Annotated in this window: 18 protein-coding genes; 12 read left to right on the top strand and 6 right to left on the bottom strand. The window is 72.9% G+C overall.

Translation table 11 applies throughout. From position 1 onward, the window contains the following. Positions 1-31 precede the first annotated feature (31 nt). From IEY99_RS10910 to proC, 3 genes are all read left to right on the top strand, one after another. On the top strand, positions 32-532 hold the full coding sequence (locus tag IEY99_RS10910; protein WP_189201937.1) for a pyridoxamine 5'-phosphate oxidase family protein: 501 nt from the start codon (positions 32-34) through the stop codon (positions 530-532). A gap of 142 nt (positions 533-674) precedes the next feature. Then, positions 675-1,703 (top strand): 6-phosphofructokinase, encoded by a 1,029-nt coding sequence (locus IEY99_RS10905; protein ID WP_189201935.1) that lies wholly within the window; start codon positions 675-677, stop codon positions 1,701-1,703. A 61-nt stretch (positions 1,704-1,764) separates the two neighbouring features. Then, positions 1,765-2,571 carry a pyrroline-5-carboxylate reductase gene (gene proC / locus IEY99_RS10900; protein WP_189201933.1) on the top strand — a complete coding sequence of 269 codons (807 nt, stop codon included), beginning with the start codon at positions 1,765-1,767 and terminating at the stop codon, positions 2,569-2,571. Between the two features lie 3 nt (positions 2,572-2,574). On the opposite strand, the gene IEY99_RS10895 is transcribed toward proC, so the two are convergent. Continuing rightward, positions 2,575-3,252, bottom strand: a complete 678-nt coding sequence (locus IEY99_RS10895) for a DUF429 domain-containing protein (protein WP_189201931.1) — start codon at positions 3,250-3,252, stop codon at positions 2,575-2,577. A gap of 7 nt (positions 3,253-3,259) precedes the next feature. After that, entirely contained in the window at positions 3,260-3,730 is a 471-nt protein-coding gene (locus IEY99_RS10890; RefSeq protein ID WP_189201929.1) for a glutathione peroxidase, read from the bottom strand. Positions 3,731-3,899: 169 nt separating this feature from the next. Here IEY99_RS10890 and IEY99_RS10885 point away from each other — a divergent pair, with 169 nt between their 5' ends. The 4 genes from IEY99_RS10885 to IEY99_RS10870 all read left to right on the top strand — a co-directional run bounded on the left by IEY99_RS10885 (position 3,900) and on the right by IEY99_RS10870 (position 8,371). After that, positions 3,900-5,393, top strand: a complete 1,494-nt coding sequence (locus IEY99_RS10885; RefSeq protein WP_189201927.1) for a glycosyl hydrolase family 18 protein — start codon at positions 3,900-3,902, stop codon at positions 5,391-5,393. Positions 5,394-5,468: 75 nt separating this feature from the next. Then, positions 5,469-6,875 (top strand): class II 3-deoxy-7-phosphoheptulonate synthase, encoded by a 1,407-nt coding sequence (locus IEY99_RS10880; protein ID WP_189201926.1) that lies wholly within the window; start codon positions 5,469-5,471, stop codon positions 6,873-6,875. Positions 6,876-6,906: 31 nt separating this feature from the next. Next, entirely contained in the window at positions 6,907-7,932 is a 1,026-nt protein-coding gene (locus tag IEY99_RS10875; protein ID WP_189202220.1) for a threonine aldolase family protein, read from the top strand. A gap of 49 nt (positions 7,933-7,981) precedes the next feature. Beyond that, entirely contained in the window at positions 7,982-8,371 is a 390-nt protein-coding gene (locus IEY99_RS10870) for a DUF3224 domain-containing protein (RefSeq protein WP_189201924.1), read from the top strand. On the opposite strand, the gene IEY99_RS10865 is transcribed toward IEY99_RS10870, so the two are convergent. The 3 genes from IEY99_RS10865 to IEY99_RS10855 form a co-directional block, all read right to left on the bottom strand. Further along, positions 8,350-9,222, bottom strand: coding sequence for a deoxyribonuclease IV (locus IEY99_RS10865; RefSeq protein ID WP_373293319.1), 873 nt, complete (start codon positions 9,220-9,222; stop codon positions 8,350-8,352). The genes IEY99_RS10870 and IEY99_RS10865 overlap by 22 nt on opposite strands. Continuing rightward, on the bottom strand, positions 9,219-11,171 hold the full coding sequence (pknB, locus tag IEY99_RS10860) for a Stk1 family PASTA domain-containing Ser/Thr kinase (protein ID WP_189201922.1): 1,953 nt from the start codon (positions 11,169-11,171) through the stop codon (positions 9,219-9,221). Before pknB ends, IEY99_RS10865 begins: the two co-directional genes overlap by 4 nt. A gap of 153 nt (positions 11,172-11,324) precedes the next feature. Then, positions 11,325-12,125, bottom strand: a complete 801-nt coding sequence (locus IEY99_RS10855; RefSeq protein WP_189201920.1) for a hypothetical protein — start codon at positions 12,123-12,125, stop codon at positions 11,325-11,327. 96 nt (positions 12,126-12,221) lie between these two features. Between IEY99_RS10855 and IEY99_RS10850 the strand changes: the two genes are divergently transcribed. From IEY99_RS10850 to IEY99_RS10840, 3 genes are read left to right on the top strand one after another with little or no spacing between them, the layout of a single operon-like run. Further along, the gene (locus tag IEY99_RS10850; RefSeq protein WP_189201918.1) at positions 12,222-12,581 is read left to right on the top strand and encodes an Rv2175c family DNA-binding protein; all 360 of its coding nucleotides are present in this window, start codon (positions 12,222-12,224) and stop codon (positions 12,579-12,581) included. Positions 12,582-12,589: 8 nt separating this feature from the next. Next, entirely contained in the window at positions 12,590-12,922 is a 333-nt protein-coding gene (locus IEY99_RS10845; protein ID WP_189201916.1) for a lycopene cyclase domain-containing protein, read from the top strand. Beyond that, a complete protein-coding gene (locus IEY99_RS10840) occupies positions 12,919-13,287 on the top strand; it encodes a lycopene cyclase domain-containing protein (RefSeq protein ID WP_189201914.1) in 369 nt (122 codons plus the stop codon). Before IEY99_RS10845 ends, IEY99_RS10840 begins: the two co-directional genes overlap by 4 nt. Positions 13,288-13,290: 3 nt before the next feature. On the opposite strand, the gene IEY99_RS10835 is transcribed toward IEY99_RS10840, so the two are convergent. Then, positions 13,291-14,373: a polyprenyl synthetase family protein gene (locus IEY99_RS10835; RefSeq protein ID WP_189201912.1), complete on the bottom strand. Its 1,083-nt coding sequence runs from the start codon at positions 14,371-14,373 to the stop codon at positions 13,291-13,293. A gap of 52 nt (positions 14,374-14,425) precedes the next feature. On the opposite strand from IEY99_RS10835, the gene metF reads away from it, so the two are divergent. Then, positions 14,426-15,352: a methylenetetrahydrofolate reductase [NAD(P)H] gene (gene metF / locus IEY99_RS10830; RefSeq protein ID WP_189201910.1), complete on the top strand. Its 927-nt coding sequence runs from the start codon at positions 14,426-14,428 to the stop codon at positions 15,350-15,352. 2 nt (positions 15,353-15,354) lie between these two features. After that, on the top strand, positions 15,355-16,005 hold the full coding sequence (locus IEY99_RS10825) for a CDP-alcohol phosphatidyltransferase family protein (protein WP_189201908.1): 651 nt from the start codon (positions 15,355-15,357) through the stop codon (positions 16,003-16,005). The last annotated feature ends 162 nt before the right edge of the window (positions 16,006-16,167 follow it).

The raw sequence follows: 16,167 nt of genomic DNA, 5'->3' as shown, positions 1-16,167 counted from the left end.
CCTGCGGGAAAACCCGACGGAGGGAGTCGCCATGGCCGAGCACACCGAACAGGAGAAGCGCGACAAGCTCAAGCAGCTCGTGAAGGACGCCCGGATCGGGATGCTCACCACGATGACCGCGGACGGCCACCACGTCAGCCGGCCGATGGCGTTGCAGGACGTCGAGTTCGACGGCGACCTCTGGTTCTTCGCGTACGCCGACTCGGACCTCGTCGCGCAGATCCGGTCCCACCCCGAGGTGAACGTCTCGTTCAGCGACGCCAAGCAGCACGCGTGGACCTCGGTGTCCGGCGTCGCCGTGCAGACCGACGACCGGGCGAAGGCGGAGGAGCTCTGGAGCCCGCCGCTGAAGGCGTGGTTCCCGGACGGGCTCGAGACGCCGAACCTCACCCTGGTGAAGGTGCACGCCCACAGCGCCGAGTACTGGGAGGCCGCGCACAGCTCACGGGTGGTCACCCTGCTGGGATACGTGAAGGCGGCGGTCACCGGGAAGACCCCGGACGCGGGGGAGAACGAAACCGTACGTTTGTAGCGGGGCGGTGATGGTCCCGGATGGGGCCGCCGACTACAGTGCGCATGCGGCCCGCCCCCGGACCCGGCAGCGAAGCCGGACGACCGACCTTTCCCGGGTGCCGGGCATCTCTCGCAAACCCGATAAGGGAGGACGAGTCACTATGCGTATCGGCGTGCTCACCGGCGGCGGCGACTGCCCCGGTCTCAACGCCGTGATCCGGGCGGTGGTGCGCAAGGGCGTCGCCGTCTACGGTCACGAGTTCGTCGGCTTCCGGGACGGCTGGAAGGGCCCCCTGGAGGGTCTGACGAAGCCGCTCGGCATCGCCGAGGTCCGCGGCATCCTGCCCCGCGGCGGCACCATCCTGGGCTCCTCCCGGACCAACCCGTTCAAGATCGACGGCGGCGTCGAGAAGATCAAGGCCAACCTTGCCGAGCAGGGCGTGGACGCGCTCGTGGCGATCGGCGGCGAGGACACCCTCGGCGTCGCCACCAAGCTCACCGACCTGGGCGTCAACGTCGTCGGTGTGCCGAAGACCATCGACAACGACCTGAACGCGACCGACTACACGTTCGGCTTCGACACCGCGGTCAACATCGCGATGGAGGCCATCGACCGGCTGCACACCACGGCCGAGTCGCACCACCGCACCCTCGTCGTCGAGGTCATGGGCCGGCACGCCGGCTGGATCGCGCTGCACGCCGGCCTCGCCGGCGGCGCCAACGTCATCCTGCTGCCCGAGCGTCACTTCGATGTGGACCAGGTCGCCACCTACGTGACCAAGCGCTTCCAGGTCGAGTACGCCCCCATCGTGGTGGTCGCCGAGGGCGCCCAGCCGCTCGAGGGCCAGATGGTCCTGCACAACCAGGAGCTGGACTCGTTCGGTCACGTCCGCCTCGGCGGCATCGGCCAGTGGCTCGCCGAGCAGCTGGAGGAGAAGACCGGCAAGGAGGCCCGCACGGTCGTCCTCGGTCACATCCAGCGCGGCGGCACGCCGACGGCGTTCGACCGGGTCCTCGCGACCCGCTTCGGCCTGCAGGCCATCGACGCCGTGCACGAGGGCGACTTCGGCAAGATGATGGCGCTGCGCGGCACCGACATCGTCCGGGTGCCGCTCGCCGAGGGCACCGGCGAGCTCAAGACCGTGCCGATCTCGCGGTACGACGAGGCCGAGGTCTTCTTCGGCAGCTGAGTCCGATCCACCAAGGGGCGGGCGGACGACGCCCGCCCCTCCGGCTTTCCACGGAGGACGTATGACCGTCGTCGCGGTGCTCGGCGCCGGCAAGATCGGTGAGCTGGTGCTGTCCGGCCTGCTCCGCGCCGGCTGGCCGGCGGACAAGTTGCTCGTCACCACCCGCCGCCCCGCCCGCGGCGAGGAGCTGCACGAGCGCTACGGCATCAGGGCGGTCGGCAACGCGGACGCGGTGGCCCAGGCGGACGTGCTGGCGATCGCGGTCAAGCCGCAGGACGCGGGCGCCCTGCTCGCCGACATCGGCCCGGCGATCCCGGCCGGCAAGCTCGTCGTCTCGCTCTGCGCCGGCCTGCCGACCAGCTTCTTCGCCGCCCGGCTGCCCGAGGGCACCCCGGTGGTCCGGGTCATGACCAACACCCCGGCCCTGGTCGACGAGGCGATGACGGCGATCTCGGCCGGCCCGCACGCCACCGGTGACCACCTGGCGGTCGCCGAGAAGATGTTCAAGCCGCTCGGCGCGACCATCCGGGTGCCGGAGTCGCAGCAGGACGCGGTCACCGCCCTCTCGGGCTCCGGCCCGGCGTACTTCTACCTGCTGGTGGAGGCGATGGTCGACGCCGGCATCCTGCTCGGGCTGCCGCGGCAGGTCGCCCACGACCTGATCGTGCAGACCGCGATCGGCTCGGCGGTGATGCTGCGCGACTCGGGCGAGCACCCGGTCAAGCTGCGCGAGGCGGTGACGTCCCCGGCGGGCACCACCATCTCGGCCATCCGCGAGCTGGAGAACCACGGGGTCCGGGCCGCCCTGCTGGCCGCCCTGGAGGCGGCTCGGGACCGGGCCCGCGAGATCGCCGCGCAGAGCGCCTGACCGTCAGTACCAGATGGCGATGCGGGCGCCGTTGGCTTCCTCGGGCGGGCTGGGATGGCTCAGGGCCTTTCCGGTCGCCATCCGGTGGGCGCTCCAGGCCACCGCGGCGGCGTCGAGGATGTCGTCCGGGGGCGCCTGACCGGCCGGGCCGAGCTGGTCGGGCAGGACGATCCCGTGCCGGGCGAGCAGGTCGCGGCGGCGGGCCTGGCCGGTCCAGGTCTTCTTCGCGTACGCGAGCGGCTCGCCCGCCATCTCCCGGAACGACACCTCGGGGTGCGCCTCGAAGAGCAGGCCGGGGTGGCGTTCCCAGATCGCGTTCGCCTCGAGCAGCTTGGGCCGCATCGCCCAGGACTGGCGGCTGAGCCCGGCGCCGGTGAGCTCCCGGCAGAGCCGGTTGGCGGCCGCGAAGTCGGTCTCCTGCCAGACCGCGCGCGGCGGGACGCGGAAGACGCTGCTGCGCCGGGGGCCCAGGTGGTCGGCGGCGACGGTGTCGGCGGCGCGCCAGCGGTCGGGCAGCATGCCGAGCGGGATGTCGACGCCGATGACGGCGGCGCCGGAGCTGCCGGCGACGATCTCGTAGAGGGTGGACGCCAGCATCGCCCGGCCGAAGTGTCCGTCGCGCAGCTCGACGCCGACCCAGCCCAGGGCGTACGCGTCGACGCCGATCACGTGGAGGCTCATCGGCGGCTCAGCGCGGCAAGAGCTTCTCGATGGTGGCCACGAGTCGCTCGTCGTCCGGCTCGGTGGCCGGGTCGAAGCGGGCCGCGAGCGTGCCGTCGGGCCCGACGACGAACTTCTCGAAGTTCCACTGGACGGCCGCCCCCTCGCCGATCAGCTCGCCGTAGAGCGGGTGCCGGTCGGGCCCGTTGACGTCGACCTTGCGGGTGAGGGGGAAGGTGACGCCGTAGTTGACCGAGCAGAACTGCTGGATGTCCTCGGCCGTGCCCGGTTCCTGCCCGGCGAACTGGTTCGAGGGCACGCCCAGGATCACCAGGCCCCGGTCCCGGTACGTCTGCCACAGCTTCTCCAGCCCGGCGTACTGCGGGGTGTAGCCGCACCGGGAGGCGACGTTGACCACGAGGACGACATTGCCGCGGTACTGCCGCAGATCGGCGGATCCGCCGGTGAGTGCGTCGATGTCGACGTCGAAGATGGTCATGACGGCAGACTACGCGTAGTGCCTGTGTGAGTGCACGCTGTGGCGCTCACTGTCGAAAAGTTAAGCGGTCCGTCAAACCTGCGTGACCTTCTTGACTGATGTTCATAGATGTGACTACCGTCTCTTCAACTTCCATTTGGAAAGTTTCCTAAAAGTTTGAGGAGGCGTAGTGAAGAAGACCCTCCGCCGCGCGCTGTGGGCCGGGGTGGTCGTGGCGGTGGCCTCCGCCACGATGCCCGCGGTCCAGGCGTCCGCCGCCGCGGCCTGCGCTCCCGCGTGGAGCTCCTCCGCCGTTTACACCAAGGACATGACCGCTTCGCAGTCCGGCCACAACTACACCGCGAAGTGGTGGACCCAGAACGAGTCACCGGCCACGCACAGCGGCCAGTGGGACGTCTGGACCGACAACGGCGCCTGCGGCGGCACCCCGCCCACGACGCCGCCGACCACGCCACCCACGACCCCGCCCACGACGCCGCCGACCACGCCACCCACGACCCCGCCCACCACGCCACCCACGACTCCGCCGACCCAGGGCCCGGGCGCGGGCAAGTACCTCGTCGGCTACTTCGCCCAGTGGGGCGTCTACGGCCGCAACTACCACGTGAAGAACATCGTGACGAGCGGCTCCGCGGCCAAGCTCACCCACATCCTGTACGCCTTCGGCAACACCACCGGCGGGCAGTGCACCATCGGCGACTCGTACGCCGACTACGACCGGGCCTACACCGCGGCGGAGAGCGTCGACGGCGTCGCCGACACCTGGGACACCGGCGCCCTGCGCGGCTCGTTCAACCAGCTGCGCAAGCTGAAGAAGCAGTACCCGCACATCAAGGTGATCTGGTCGTTCGGCGGGTGGACGTGGTCCGGCGGCTTCACCCAGGCCGCCGCGAACCCGGCCGGCTTCGCGAACTCCTGTTACAACCTCGTGAAGGACTCGCGCTGGGCCGACGTCTTCGACGGCATCGACATCGACTGGGAGTACCCCAACGCCTGCGGCCTGTCCTGCGACGCCAGCGGTGCGGACGCGTACGACCGGGTGATCTCCGCGCTGCGGACGAGGTTCGGCAACTCCTTCCTGATCACCTCGGCCATCTCGGCCGACGGCTCCGCCGGCGGCAAGCTGGACGTGGCCGACTACGCCTCCGGTATCGCGAAGCTCAACCTGGTCTTCCCGATGACCTACGACTACTTCGGCGCCTTCAACCCGCAGGGCCCCACCGCCCCGCACTCGCCGCTGACGTCGTACCCGGGCATTCCGCAGCAGGGATTCTGGTCCGACGCGGCGATCCAGAAGCTCAAGAGCAAGGGCGTGCCGGCGAACAAGATGCTGCTCGGCATCGGCTTCTACGGCCGCGGCTGGACCGGCGTCACGCAGAGCGGCCCGGGCGGCACGGCCACCGGCGCGGCGCCGGGCACCTACGAGGCGGGCATCGAGGACTACAAGGTGCTCAAGAACACATGCCCGGCCACCGGCACCGTCGGCGGCACCGCCTACGCCAAGTGCGGCAGCAACTGGTGGGGCTACGACACCCCGGCCACCATCGGCGGCAAGATGACGTACGCGAAGAACCAGGGCCTCGGCGGCGCGTTCTTCTGGGAATTCTCCGGCGACACCGGCAACGGTGAGCTGATCACCGCGATCAGGAACGGTCTCGGCTGAGCCGCCGGCACACGGGGCGCGGCGCCGGGGGGATCCTCCCGGCGCCGCGCTCGTGCCTCTCGTTAGGCTGCTGGTATGCGCCGAGAGTGGCATCAGCTCAGTCATCCCGGGGTCGGCGCGACGGCCCTGCAGACCTCCCGCCCGTCCACCGACTCCGCCGAGGACTCGGCGCTCGGCCTGGACCGGTGGCGCGAGCTGCCGCGGGTGCAGATGCCGCCGTGGCCGGACCTCGACGAGGTGGCGGAGGTCTGCAAGGTCCTCGACAACGTGCCGTCGATCGTCGCGCCGTACGAGGTGGACCAGCTGCGGCACAAGCTCGCGGAGGTCTGCGAGGGCCGCGCGTTTCTGCTGCAGGGCGGCGACTGCGCCGAGACCTTCGCCGACAACACCGAGAGCCATCTGCTCGCCAACGCCCGCACGCTGCTGCAGATGGCGGTGGTGCTGACGTACGGCGCCTCGATGCCGGTGGTCAAGGTCGCCCGGGTCGCCGGGCAGTACACCAAGCCCCGCTCCTCGCCGACCGACTCGCTGGGGCTGCCGGCGTACCGCGGCGACATGATCAACTCGCTGGAGGCGGACGAGGACGCCCGGGTGGCCGACCCGCAGCGCATGATCCGGGCGTACGCGAACAGCGCCGCGGCGATGAACATGCTGCGCGCGTACCTGGCGGGCGGCCTCGCCGACCTGGCCGGCCTGCACGACTGGAACAAGGACTTCGTCCGCGCGTCGCCCGCGGGCGAGCGCTACGAGGCCATCGCCCGCGAGATCGACCGCGCGCTCGACTTCATCCGCGCCTGCGGCATGACCGAGGACGAGGCGCTGCGCACCGTCAGCCTGTACTGCTCGCACGAGGCGCTGGCGCTGGAGTACGACCGCGCGCTCACCCGCGTCTCGCAGGGCCGGGCGTACGGGCTCTCCGGCCACTTCCTGTGGATCGGCGAGCGCACCCGTCAGCTCGACCACGCGCACATCGACTTCGTCAGCCGCCTCGCCAACCCGATCGGCGTCAAGCTCGGGCCCGGCACGTCCCCCGAGACCGCCATCGAGCTGTGCGAGAAGCTCAACCCGGAGAACGTCCCCGGCCGGCTCACCCTGATCAGCCGGATGGGCAACGGCAAGGTCCGCGACGCGCTGCCGCCGATCGTGGAGAAGGTGACCGCCGCGGGCGCCAAGGTCGTGTGGCAGTGCGACCCGATGCACGGCAACACCCACGAGTCCTCCAACGGCTACAAGACCCGCCACTTCGACCGGATCGTCGACGAGGTCCTGGGCTACTTCGAGGTGCACCGCGGCCTGGGCACCCACCCCGGCGGCATCCACGTCGAGCTGACCGGCGAGGACGTGACCGAGTGCCTGGGCGGGGCGCAGGGCATCGAGGACCTCGACCTGCCGGGCCGCTACGAGACCGCCTGCGACCCGCGCCTCAACACGCAGCAGAGCCTCGAACTGGCGTTCCTGGTGGCGGAGATGCTTCGTGGTTGACCTGCCCTCGGGCGCGTCCACCGGTCCGGAGGTGGCCGACCTGCGGTCGGACACCGTCACCCGGCCGACCGCGGCCATGCGTGCGGCCATGGCGACGGCCGAGGTCGGCGACGACGTCTTCGGCGACGACCCGAGCGTCAACGCGCTGGAAGCGCACGTGGCCGCCCTGTTCGGGCACGAGGCGGCGCTGTTCACCCCGTCCGGCACGATGGCCAACCAGCTCGCCCTGCAGCTGCTCGTGCCCCGCGGCGAGGAGCTGCTGGCCGGCGCCGACGCGCACGTGGTCACGTACGAGCTGGGCGGTGCCGCCGCGCTGGGCGGCATCTCCACCCGCACCTGGCCGTCGGTGGGCGCGGCGCTCGACGTCGAGGAGATCGCCGCCATGATCCGGCCGGCGGGCTACCCGTCGGTGCCGACCCGGGCGGTCGCGGTCGAGCAGACGCACAACCTCGGCGGCGGCGGCGTCACCGACCTCGGCACGCTGCAGGAGCTGCGCAAGGCGACGGCCGCGGCCGGGGTGGCGCTGCACTGCGACGGGGCCCGCATCTGGCACGCGCACGTGGCGGACGGGGTTCCCCTCGCCGCGTACGGTGAGCTGTTCGACACCCTGGCGGTCTGCCTGTCGAAGGGCCTGGGTGCGCCGGTGGGATCGCTGGTCGTCGGCTCCGCCGAGCTCATCGCGCGGGCCCGGCCGCTGCGCAAGCGGATGGGCGGCGGCATGCGCCAGGTGGGCATCCTCGCCGCCGCGGGGCGGCACGCCCTCGACCACCACGTCGACCGGCTCGCCGACGACCACGCCCGGGCCCGCCGCCTCGCGCAGGCCCTCGAGCCGCTCGGCGTCGTGGACCCGGCCGCCGTCCGCACCAACCTCGTGCCGCTCGACCTGAGCCGCTCGCCGCTGGACGCCCCCTCGCTGGCCGCGGCGGCGGCCGAGCGCGGCGTGCTGATCGCGGCGATGCTGCCGCGCACGGCCCGGCTGGTCACCCACCTCGACCTGGACGACGACGCCGTCGACCGGGCGATCGAGGTGCTGACCGCCCTCCTGCGCGGCCACTGATCTGGTTACATCGGAGTCGCACGCCGTCAGCGACCGCCGAGGAGCTCCCATGACCCGCCGCGCCACCGGCACCTTCTCCACCGTCTTCGAGCCGCTGCCCATCGACGACGACGCGCTCAGCCGGATGCGGGTCACCAAGACCATCGAGGGGGACCTGACCGGCACCGCCAGCGCGGAGATGCTCTCGGTCGGCACGCCGATCGACGGCTCGGCCGGCTACGTCGCCATCGACCGGGTCACCGGCACGCTGCACGGCCGCAGCGGCAGCTTCGTCCTGCAGCACTACGGCCTGATGAACCGCGGCGCGGGCACCCTCGTCGTCGAGGTGGTGCCGGACTCCGGCACCGACGAGCTCACCGGCCTGAGCGGCACGTTCCGGATCGACAACGACTCCGAGCACCACCGCTACGTCTTCGACTACGAGCTCGCCCCGCACTGAGCCCGCAGCTCCTTGAGCAGGGCGATGTCGGCGGCGTGGCCCTCGTGCTCCCGGGTCGGCGTCTCCACGATCACCGGGACGCCGGCCGTGGCGGGGTGGGCGAACAGCTCGCCGAAGGCGGCGGCGCCGATGCGGCCGGCGCCGATCGTCTCGTGGCGGTCGCGGGTCGAGCCGCAGTCGTCCTTCGAGTCGTTGGCGTGGATCAGCATCAGCCGCTCCGGCCCGACCGTCGCCACCAGCTCGTCCAGGGTCCGCGTCATGCCGCCGGGGGTCGCCAGGTCGTGGCCCGCCGCCCAGGCGTGGCAGGTGTCGAAGCAGACGCCGAGCCAGGGGTGGTGCTCCACCGCCGCCAGGTAGGGGCCGAGGTCGGCCATCTTCGACGCGAGGCTGCGCCCGCCGCCCGCGCTCGGCTCCACGAGCAGCCTCGGCAGCCCCTGCGCGGCCGCCGCGTCGAGCAGCGGCAGCAGGGCCTCCTTGAGCTGGTGCAGCGCCTTGTCGTCGTGGGCCGGGTCGACCGAGCTGCCGGCGTGGTAGACGACCGCGGTGGCGCCGATCGCCGCGCCGCGGCGCAGCGCGTGCTCCAGCGTCTCCACCGACCGGGAGACCGTCAGCTCGGTGGGGGAGCCCAGGTTCACCAGCAGGGAGGCGTGGATGTACGCCGACAGCCCCCGCTCGCCGCAGCCGTCCCGGAACAGCGTGTCCTGCTTCGGGTCGCCTGGCGGCAACGCCCAGCCGCGGGAGTTGGAGACGTAGACCTGGACGGCCTCGGAGCCGGCCGCGTCGGCGTACGGCAGCGCCGCCTTCGCCAGTCCGCCCGACGTCTTGGTGTGCGATCCGATCGGACTGCTCACAGGCAACTGAGGACGACCTCCGACTTCGGCGCGACCTCCGTGTTGGCGGGCGGGAGCTGCGCGCGGACGGAACCGGTCTGGATGATGCCCACCTTCGGCGTCAGGCCCAGGTTGGTCAGCGTCTGCGCGGCCTGCGCGCACGGCTGGTTGGTGAGGTCGGGGACCTTGACCAGCGGCGGGCCCTTGCTGACCTCCAGCTTGATCTCGTCGTCCCGCTCCGCGCCGGCGCCCGGCCCGGGGGACTGGGCGATGACCGTGTTCGCCGGCTGGGTGCTGTCCTTGTACTGCTCCACCACCGTCAGTCCGAGGCCCTGGAGCACGTTGCGGGCCTCGTCGATGGTCCTTCCGACGACGGGCGGCACGGTGATCGGGGCTTTGCCCTTGCTGACCACCACGGTGACCGTCTCGCCAGGCTTGAGCGTCTGGCCCGCCTTGGGGTTGGTGGAGATGACCACGCCCTGCGGCACGGTGTCGCTGTACTCGCCCGTGCCCTCCTGGAAGCTCAGCTTGATGTTCTCGATCTCGCCCCGGGCGGCGGCCACCTCCAGGCCGACCACGTCCGGCACCGGGTGACGTTCGGGACCCAGGGAGAGCGTGAGGGTGATCTGCCCGCCGTTGACGATCCGCTCGGCGGCCGGCGGGTCCTGCGCCAGGACCACGTCCTTGGGCACGTTCTCGTCGTAGCGGCCGTCGCCGAAGACGAGCGCGAAGCCCTTGGCGCGGGCCTCCTGCTCGACCTGCGTCCGGGTCATGTTCACGAACTGCGGTGCCTCGGTGTAGCGCCCGAGAGTGACGTACCACGTGCTGCCCAGGATCGTCAGCACCATCAGGGCGACGGCGGCGACGATGAAGATGCGGCGGCGGTCGTCGAAGCGGCCCGCCGGGGCCTCGGCGAGCGGCGCGGAGCGGCGCTGACCGCGGCCGCCCTTGTTCTGCTCCGGCAGGCGGGCCCAGGTGGGGCGGTCCGTGGCGGCCGGGAAGACGGAGGTGACGGCGGGCACGAGCGCGGTGGGGTCCGCGAGCGGCGCCCGGGCGGGAACCTGGCGCAGGAGCGCGGTCTCGACGTTGGCGGCGCCCAGGTCGTCGCGCACCACCTGGACCTCGGCCAGCAGCGCGCCGGCATCGGTCGGCCGGGCGCCGGGGTCGCGGCGGGTGGCCCGGGCGACCAGGTCGTCCAGCACGTTCGGCAGGCCCTTCACCAGGCTGGACGGGGCGGGCACGTCGTTGTCGACGTGCTGCCACGCGACCTCGACCGGGACGTCGCCGTCGTACGGCACGCGGCCGGTGAGCATCTCGAACAGCACGATGCCGGCCGAGTAGACGTCGGTGCGGGCGTCGGCGTGCCCGTCGGTGACCAGCTCGGGCGCGACGTAGGCGACCGTCGCCATCAGCTGGCCGGTGTCGTCGGTGGTGCTCGCCTCGACCGCGCGGGCCAGGCCGAAGTCGGCCACCTTGACCACGCTGTCCACGAGGTTGGCGATGCCGCCGCTGGGCGCCTCGGCGACCAGCACGTTCTCCGGCTTCACGTCCCGGTGCACCAGGCCGGCGCGGTGCGCGGCGGCGATCGCGGCGAGCATCTGCTCGAGGATGGCCAGGGCCTCGACGGGGTTGAGCCGGCGCCGCTGGTTGAGCAGGTCGCGCAGGGTGCGGCCCTGCACGTACTCCATCACGAGGTAGGGCAGGCCCTGGTGGCGGCCCTGGTCGTAGACCGCGACGACGTTCGGGTGGGTGAGCCGGGCGATCGTCTTGGCCTCGTCGGTGAAGCGGTCGACGAAGTGGACGTTGGTGGCCTGCGACGGGTGAATGATCTTCAGTGCGACCGTACGCTCGAGCCGGTCGTCCACGGCGGTGTAGACGGTCGCCATGCCACCGCGGGCGACGCGCCCGGTGATCCGGTAGCGCCCGTCAATCGTCGTGCCGATCAACGTGTCGGCGACAGTCGTGTCCATCGGCGTGAAGTGTATGTGCCCTTCAGGAAAAGGCGGACCAGGATGACCGAGCTGAGACCGAACGGGTACGGCACGACCTGCGGACCGGCGCATAAGCCTGAAAACGCCCCGCGGTGCCCGGCACCGCGGGGCGTTTTATCATGACAAATCGGATCAGCGGTCGCGAGTGCGGCCCGCCCTTTCCGTCCTGCCGTCGTCGTCACCGGCGCCCGCGGAAGCGGTCGAACTGGGCGAATCGCTCGGCGCCGGAGTGACCGGATCCTCAGTGGTGGCGCTGGGCGACGGCGCCGGCGCCGGGTCGTGCGAGGACGGCGCCGCCGTCGGGGTGGGCACCGGCGGGGTCAGGCAGTCACACGGTTCCGGCCGGTCCGCCGGAGCCGTCCCGGCCACCGAGGTCCGCCGCGGGCGGGGAGCGGTGGCTCCCCCGGCGGCCGCGGGCGCGCCCGGCGCCGGGGTGGCCGCGGCCGGGTTCGGCAGCACCCGGATCGTCCCGCCGGTCCCCTCCGGCGCGGTCGCCGGGCCCTCGCCGGAACCCCGGCCCAGGCCCTGGTTCGACTCGCCGCCCCGCTCGCCGGGAGCCGCGGCCGCCAGCGGGTACGGCTCCGTACCGGCCTCGCCGAGCAGCGAACCCAGGCCGTTGACCACCGCGACGTAGCTGCCCGTGGCACCGGCGACCGCCAGCACGCCGAACGCCGTGACCGCGACCAGCCGGCGCGGGCCGCGGGCGTGCTCGACGCCGTACGAGGTGTGCAGGCCGCCGGTGACACCGGCGCCGCCGAAGGTGCTGAACCCCGTGGCCGTCACATCCTGGTACGCGGCCCGCCGCGCGCCGTGCCCGGCCAGGGCCTGCCCGGGCTGCGCGGCCGCCGGCTCCGGGTCCCGCCGGCCCAGGTCGTAGCGCAGCGACCGCCACGCTCCGGCCACCTCGGCGCGGGTTCTCCGCCACAGGGTCATCGGGACACCTCTCCGATCCGCTCGAGCCGGGACGTTCCCGGCGTCGTCAGGGGTTCCGCGTGCCGCGGTGCGCGGACGGCATGGCACGCTGGTCCGGTGACCGATGCAACCGTGGACCCGGCCGCCGGGCCGACCGAGTGGATCAACCTGCCCGACGTGGCGGACCGGCTCGGCGTGTCGATCAGCAAGGTGCACCAGATGATCCGCGACGGGGCCCTGCTCGCCGTCAAGCGCGACGGCGTCCGTGTCGTGCCGGCCGAGCTGGTGGCGAACGCCATCGTGCTCAAGCACCTCCCCGGCATCCTCACGTTGCTCCGCGACGCTGGGTACAACGACGAAGAGGCGCTCCGGTGGCTGTACGAGCCGGACGAGACCCTCGGCGGCTCGGGCGCGGTGGCGCTGGGCGGCGACCGGGCCCGCGAGGTCAAGCGGCGCGCGCAGGCCCTGGGCTTCTGAGCCGGCGGATGCGTCACCTGTCGTACCTGGCCGTGCTCGCCGGCTGCCTGGCCTGCGCGCTCTGGCTCGAACCGGTGCTCAAGGTCAACGTGCTGCGCCGCGGCCGGCGCCTGTTGCTGACGCTGCTGCCGGTGGCCGTCGTCTTCGTGCTGTGGGACCTCGCCGCCATCGCCGCCGGGCACTGGACGTTCGATCCCGAGCAGACGACCGGCATCGTCCTCCCCGGCGGGCTGCCCCTCGACGAGGTGCTGTTCTTCCTGGTCGTGCCGGTGTGCGCGGTGCTGGGCTTCGAGGCCGTCCGGGCGGTGCTGCGCCGTCCGGCCGGGGACGGCGACGGATGAGCTACACGGTGGCGGCCGTGCTCGGCGTGGCCGCGGCGGTGCTGACCGACCTGTTCGTGCTGCGCACGCGGCTGGTGCGGCGGCTCGTGTTCTGGGCCACGTACCCGATCATCATCGCCTTCCAGCTGCTCTCCAACGGGATCCTCACCGGGCGGCGCATCGTCGTCTACGACCCGGCGGCGATCGTCGGGTGGCGGATCGCGTACGCGCCGGTGGAGGACCTGCTCTTCGGCTTCGCGATGGTGCTGCTCACCCTCTCGGTCTGGGTCTGGCTCGGACGCCGCGGGGTGCAGCGCGAGCCCCGGGCGGGGGAGGGCAGCGCGCTGCTGCGGTGGCTACGGGAGCGCCCGGGCCGGCGGCCCTGACCTCTATACCGCGCGGCGGGTGGCTGCGTCGGCCAGCTCCAGCAGCACGCTCCGCGCCTCCGGGTCGAGGTCGGCGGCGGCCAGCGCGGCCAGCGCCTCCTCGGTGAGCGCGGCGATGCGCGCCTCGGTCCGGCGCAGTGCCCCGCTGCTCGTGATGATCTCGCGCAGCCGGGTGACATCCGCCTCGTCCAGCGCCGGGTCGCCCAGGCCGCGCTCGATCTCCGCCCGCCCGGCCTCGGGCACCGCCTCGCAGGCCGCCGCTATCAGATAGGTCCGCTTGCTCTCGCGCAGGTCGTCGCCCGCGGGCTTGCCGGTGAGCTCCGGGTCGCCGAAGACGCCCAGGACGTCGTCGCGGAGCTGGAAGGCCTCGCCCAGCGGCAGCCCGAAGGCGGAGTAGGCCGCGCTCAGCGCCGCGGGCGCGCCCGCCAGGGCGGCGCCGAGCAGCAGCGGCCGTTCGACGGTGTACTTCGCCGACTTGTACCGGGCGACCTTGCCCGCGCGGGCCAGGGATGTGTCGCCGGTCACCGAGGTGAGGACGTCCAGGTACTGCCCGACGGTGACCTCGGTGCGCATCTCGTCGAAGGCCGGCCGGGCCCGGGCCAGGTCGGCACCCGCCACCCCGGAGGTGTGCAGCAGCTCGTCCGACCACACCAGCGCCAGGTCGCCGAGCAGCACCGCGGCGTTCTCCCCGAAGGCGTCCGCCGCGCCGTGCCACCCGGCGGCGGCGTGGCGGGCGGCGAACCGCCGGTGCACCGACGGCTCGCCGCGCCGGGTGTCCGAGCGGTCCATGAGGTCGTCGTGGATGAGCGCGCTCGCTTGCACCAGCTCGAGCGCGGACACCGCGGCGACGACCTCGTCGCCGTCGGGGCCGCCGGCGCCGCGGTAGCCCCAGTACGCGAAGGCGGGCCGCAGCCGCTTGCCGCCCCGCAGCACGAACGCCTCGAGGGCGTCCGCGACGTCCGTCAGCGCCGGGTCGATGGAGAGCAGCCGGGTGCGCTGCGCCGCGAGAAAGGCGGCGAGGGCCTTGTCCACCCGGGGTCGCAGGCCGGCACGGTCGAGGGGAGAGGTCGGGGCAGGGGAGCTCACGGGGCAAACCTAGCCGGTCGGCCGCGCGGGCCGGACCGGTAGAATCCCCGGTGTGTCTCTCGGACTTCCTTCCCGCCTACCGGCGTCTCCGGCGATCGGTGAGCTGATCCGTCGTCCGACCCCGACCTTCTCGTTCGAGTTCATGCCGCCGAAGACCCCCGAGGGCGAGCAACTGCTCTGGCGCACCATTCGCGAGCTCGAACCGCTGCGCCCCGACTTCGTCTCGATCACGTACGGCGCCGGCGGCAGCACCCGCGACACCACCGTCGACGTCACCGAGCGGGTCGCCTCGGAGACGACCCTGCTGGCCATGGCGCACCTCACCGCGGTCGGCCACTCGGTCGCCGAGCTGCGCCACGTCATCGGGCGCCTCGCCGGGGCGGGCATCCGCAACGTGCTCGCGGTCCGGGGCGACCCGCCGGGCGACCCGACCGGAGAGTGGGTGCGCCACCCCGAGGGCGTGCTCTACGCCGAGGACCTGGTGCGGCTGCTGCGCGAGGCCGGCGACTTCAGCGTCGGCGTGGCGGCGTTCCCCTACAAGCACCCGCGTTCGCCCGACATCGAGAGCGACACCCGCAACTTCATCCGCAAGTGCCGGGCCGGCGCCGACTTCGCGATCACCCAGATGTTCTTCGAGGCGGACGAGTATCTGCGGCTGCGCGACCGGGTGGCCGCCGCGGGCTGCGACACGCCCATCGTGCCGGGTGTGATGCCGGTCCTGCGGATGGCGACGATCGCCCGCGCGGCGCAGCTCTCCGGCGCGCCGTTCCCGCCGGCCCTGCTGAAGCGCTTCGAGCGGATCGCCGACGACGAGGCCGGCGTGCGCCGGCTCGGCATCGACCTGTGCAGCGAGATGTGCCGCCGGCTGCTCGACGAGGGCGTGCCCGGCATCCACTTCATCACCATGAACCGCTCCCCGGCGACCCGCGAGGTCTGGCAACACCTGACCGGCGCGGCCGCCGCGCCCGCCGCCGCCTGACGGTGACCTGGGAGCAGTACGCCGCCGCCTGGTCGGCGCTGCACGGCGGTTTCGACCCGCGCACCGCCACCCCGGTGGTGCGCGGCTGGATCCGCCTGGCGTATCGCGGCGGCGGCCTGCTCGCGTCGCTGGGCGTCGGCCCGGCCGCGGTGACCCTCGCCGGCCTGCTGCTCTGCGCGGGCGTGCCGTTCGTGCCGCCGCTGGCCGGGGCGCTGCTGGTGCTGCTCGCCGGGATCGCCGACGCCCTCGACGGGGCGGTGGCCGTGGTCGCCGGCCGGGCCACCCGGCTCGGCTTCGTCTACGACTCGGTGGCCGACCGCCTCGGGGAGCTCGCCTGGCTGGCGGCGTTCTGGGTGGCCGGCGCGCCGGGCTGGCTCGTCGTGACCGGCCTGGCGCTGAGCTGGCTGCACGAGTACGTCCGGGCCCGCGCCGCGGCCGGCGGCATGCAGGGCGTGGGCGTGGTCACCGTCGGCGAGCGCCCTTCCCGGGTGTCGGTGGCGGCCGCCGGGCTGGCGGTGGCCGGCGTGGCGGGCCTCGTGCAGCCGGGATGGGACCGGCCCGGCGCGACGCTCGCGGTAACCGTCTGGAGTGTCCTCTCGGTGATCGGTTTCGGACAGCTGCTGGCGGCCGTCCGCCGTGCGTTGATCGATTAATCCGTTGTCCGGCGCGGTCGGCGTCCCTACCTTGTGAGGCGACGACGTGCCCGGGACACCGGGCAGCGAGGAGACGACATGACGGCCTGCCGGCACGGAAGCAGGGACGACCGACGCGGTTGACGCACGAGCGACAACCGTCGCCGCTCGCCCCGTGCTGTC

Origin of the sequence: Couchioplanes azureus (assembly GCF_014648355.1) — a bacterium.
In the GTDB taxonomy this organism is placed as follows: Bacteria; Actinomycetota; Actinomycetes; order Mycobacteriales; family Micromonosporaceae; genus Actinoplanes; species Actinoplanes azureus.
The sequence above is the reverse complement of the archived record's forward strand: the minus strand, read 5'-3'. Positions and strand labels throughout refer to the sequence as shown.

What these genes read in the sequence shown, in the direction of transcription:
- IEY99_RS10895 (WP_189201931.1), bottom strand. Translation starts at nt 3,252, where the DNA reads ATGAGCCTCCACGTGATCGGCGTCGACGCGTACGCCCTGGGCTGGGTC.
- IEY99_RS10905 (WP_189201935.1), top strand. Translation starts at nt 675, where the DNA reads ATGCGTATCGGCGTGCTCACCGGCGGCGGCGACTGCCCCGGTCTCAAC.
- IEY99_RS10870 (WP_189201924.1), top strand. Translation starts at nt 7,982, where the DNA reads ATGACCCGCCGCGCCACCGGCACCTTCTCCACCGTCTTCGAGCCGCTG.
- IEY99_RS10880 (WP_189201926.1), top strand. Translation starts at nt 5,469, where the DNA reads ATGCGCCGAGAGTGGCATCAGCTCAGTCATCCCGGGGTCGGCGCGACG.
- IEY99_RS10840 (WP_189201914.1), top strand. Translation starts at nt 12,919, where the DNA reads ATGAGCTACACGGTGGCGGCCGTGCTCGGCGTGGCCGCGGCGGTGCTG.
- pknB (WP_189201922.1), bottom strand. Translation starts at nt 11,171, where the DNA reads ATGGACACGACTGTCGCCGACACGTTGATCGGCACGACGATTGACGGG.
- IEY99_RS10910 (WP_189201937.1), top strand. Translation starts at nt 32, where the DNA reads ATGGCCGAGCACACCGAACAGGAGAAGCGCGACAAGCTCAAGCAGCTC.
- IEY99_RS10855 (WP_189201920.1), bottom strand. Translation starts at nt 12,125, where the DNA reads ATGACCCTGTGGCGGAGAACCCGCGCCGAGGTGGCCGGAGCGTGGCGG.
- IEY99_RS10845 (WP_189201916.1), top strand. Translation starts at nt 12,590, where the DNA reads ATGCGTCACCTGTCGTACCTGGCCGTGCTCGCCGGCTGCCTGGCCTGC.
- proC (WP_189201933.1), top strand. Translation starts at nt 1,765, where the DNA reads ATGACCGTCGTCGCGGTGCTCGGCGCCGGCAAGATCGGTGAGCTGGTG.
- IEY99_RS10890 (WP_189201929.1), bottom strand. Translation starts at nt 3,730, where the DNA reads ATGACCATCTTCGACGTCGACATCGACGCACTCACCGGCGGATCCGCC.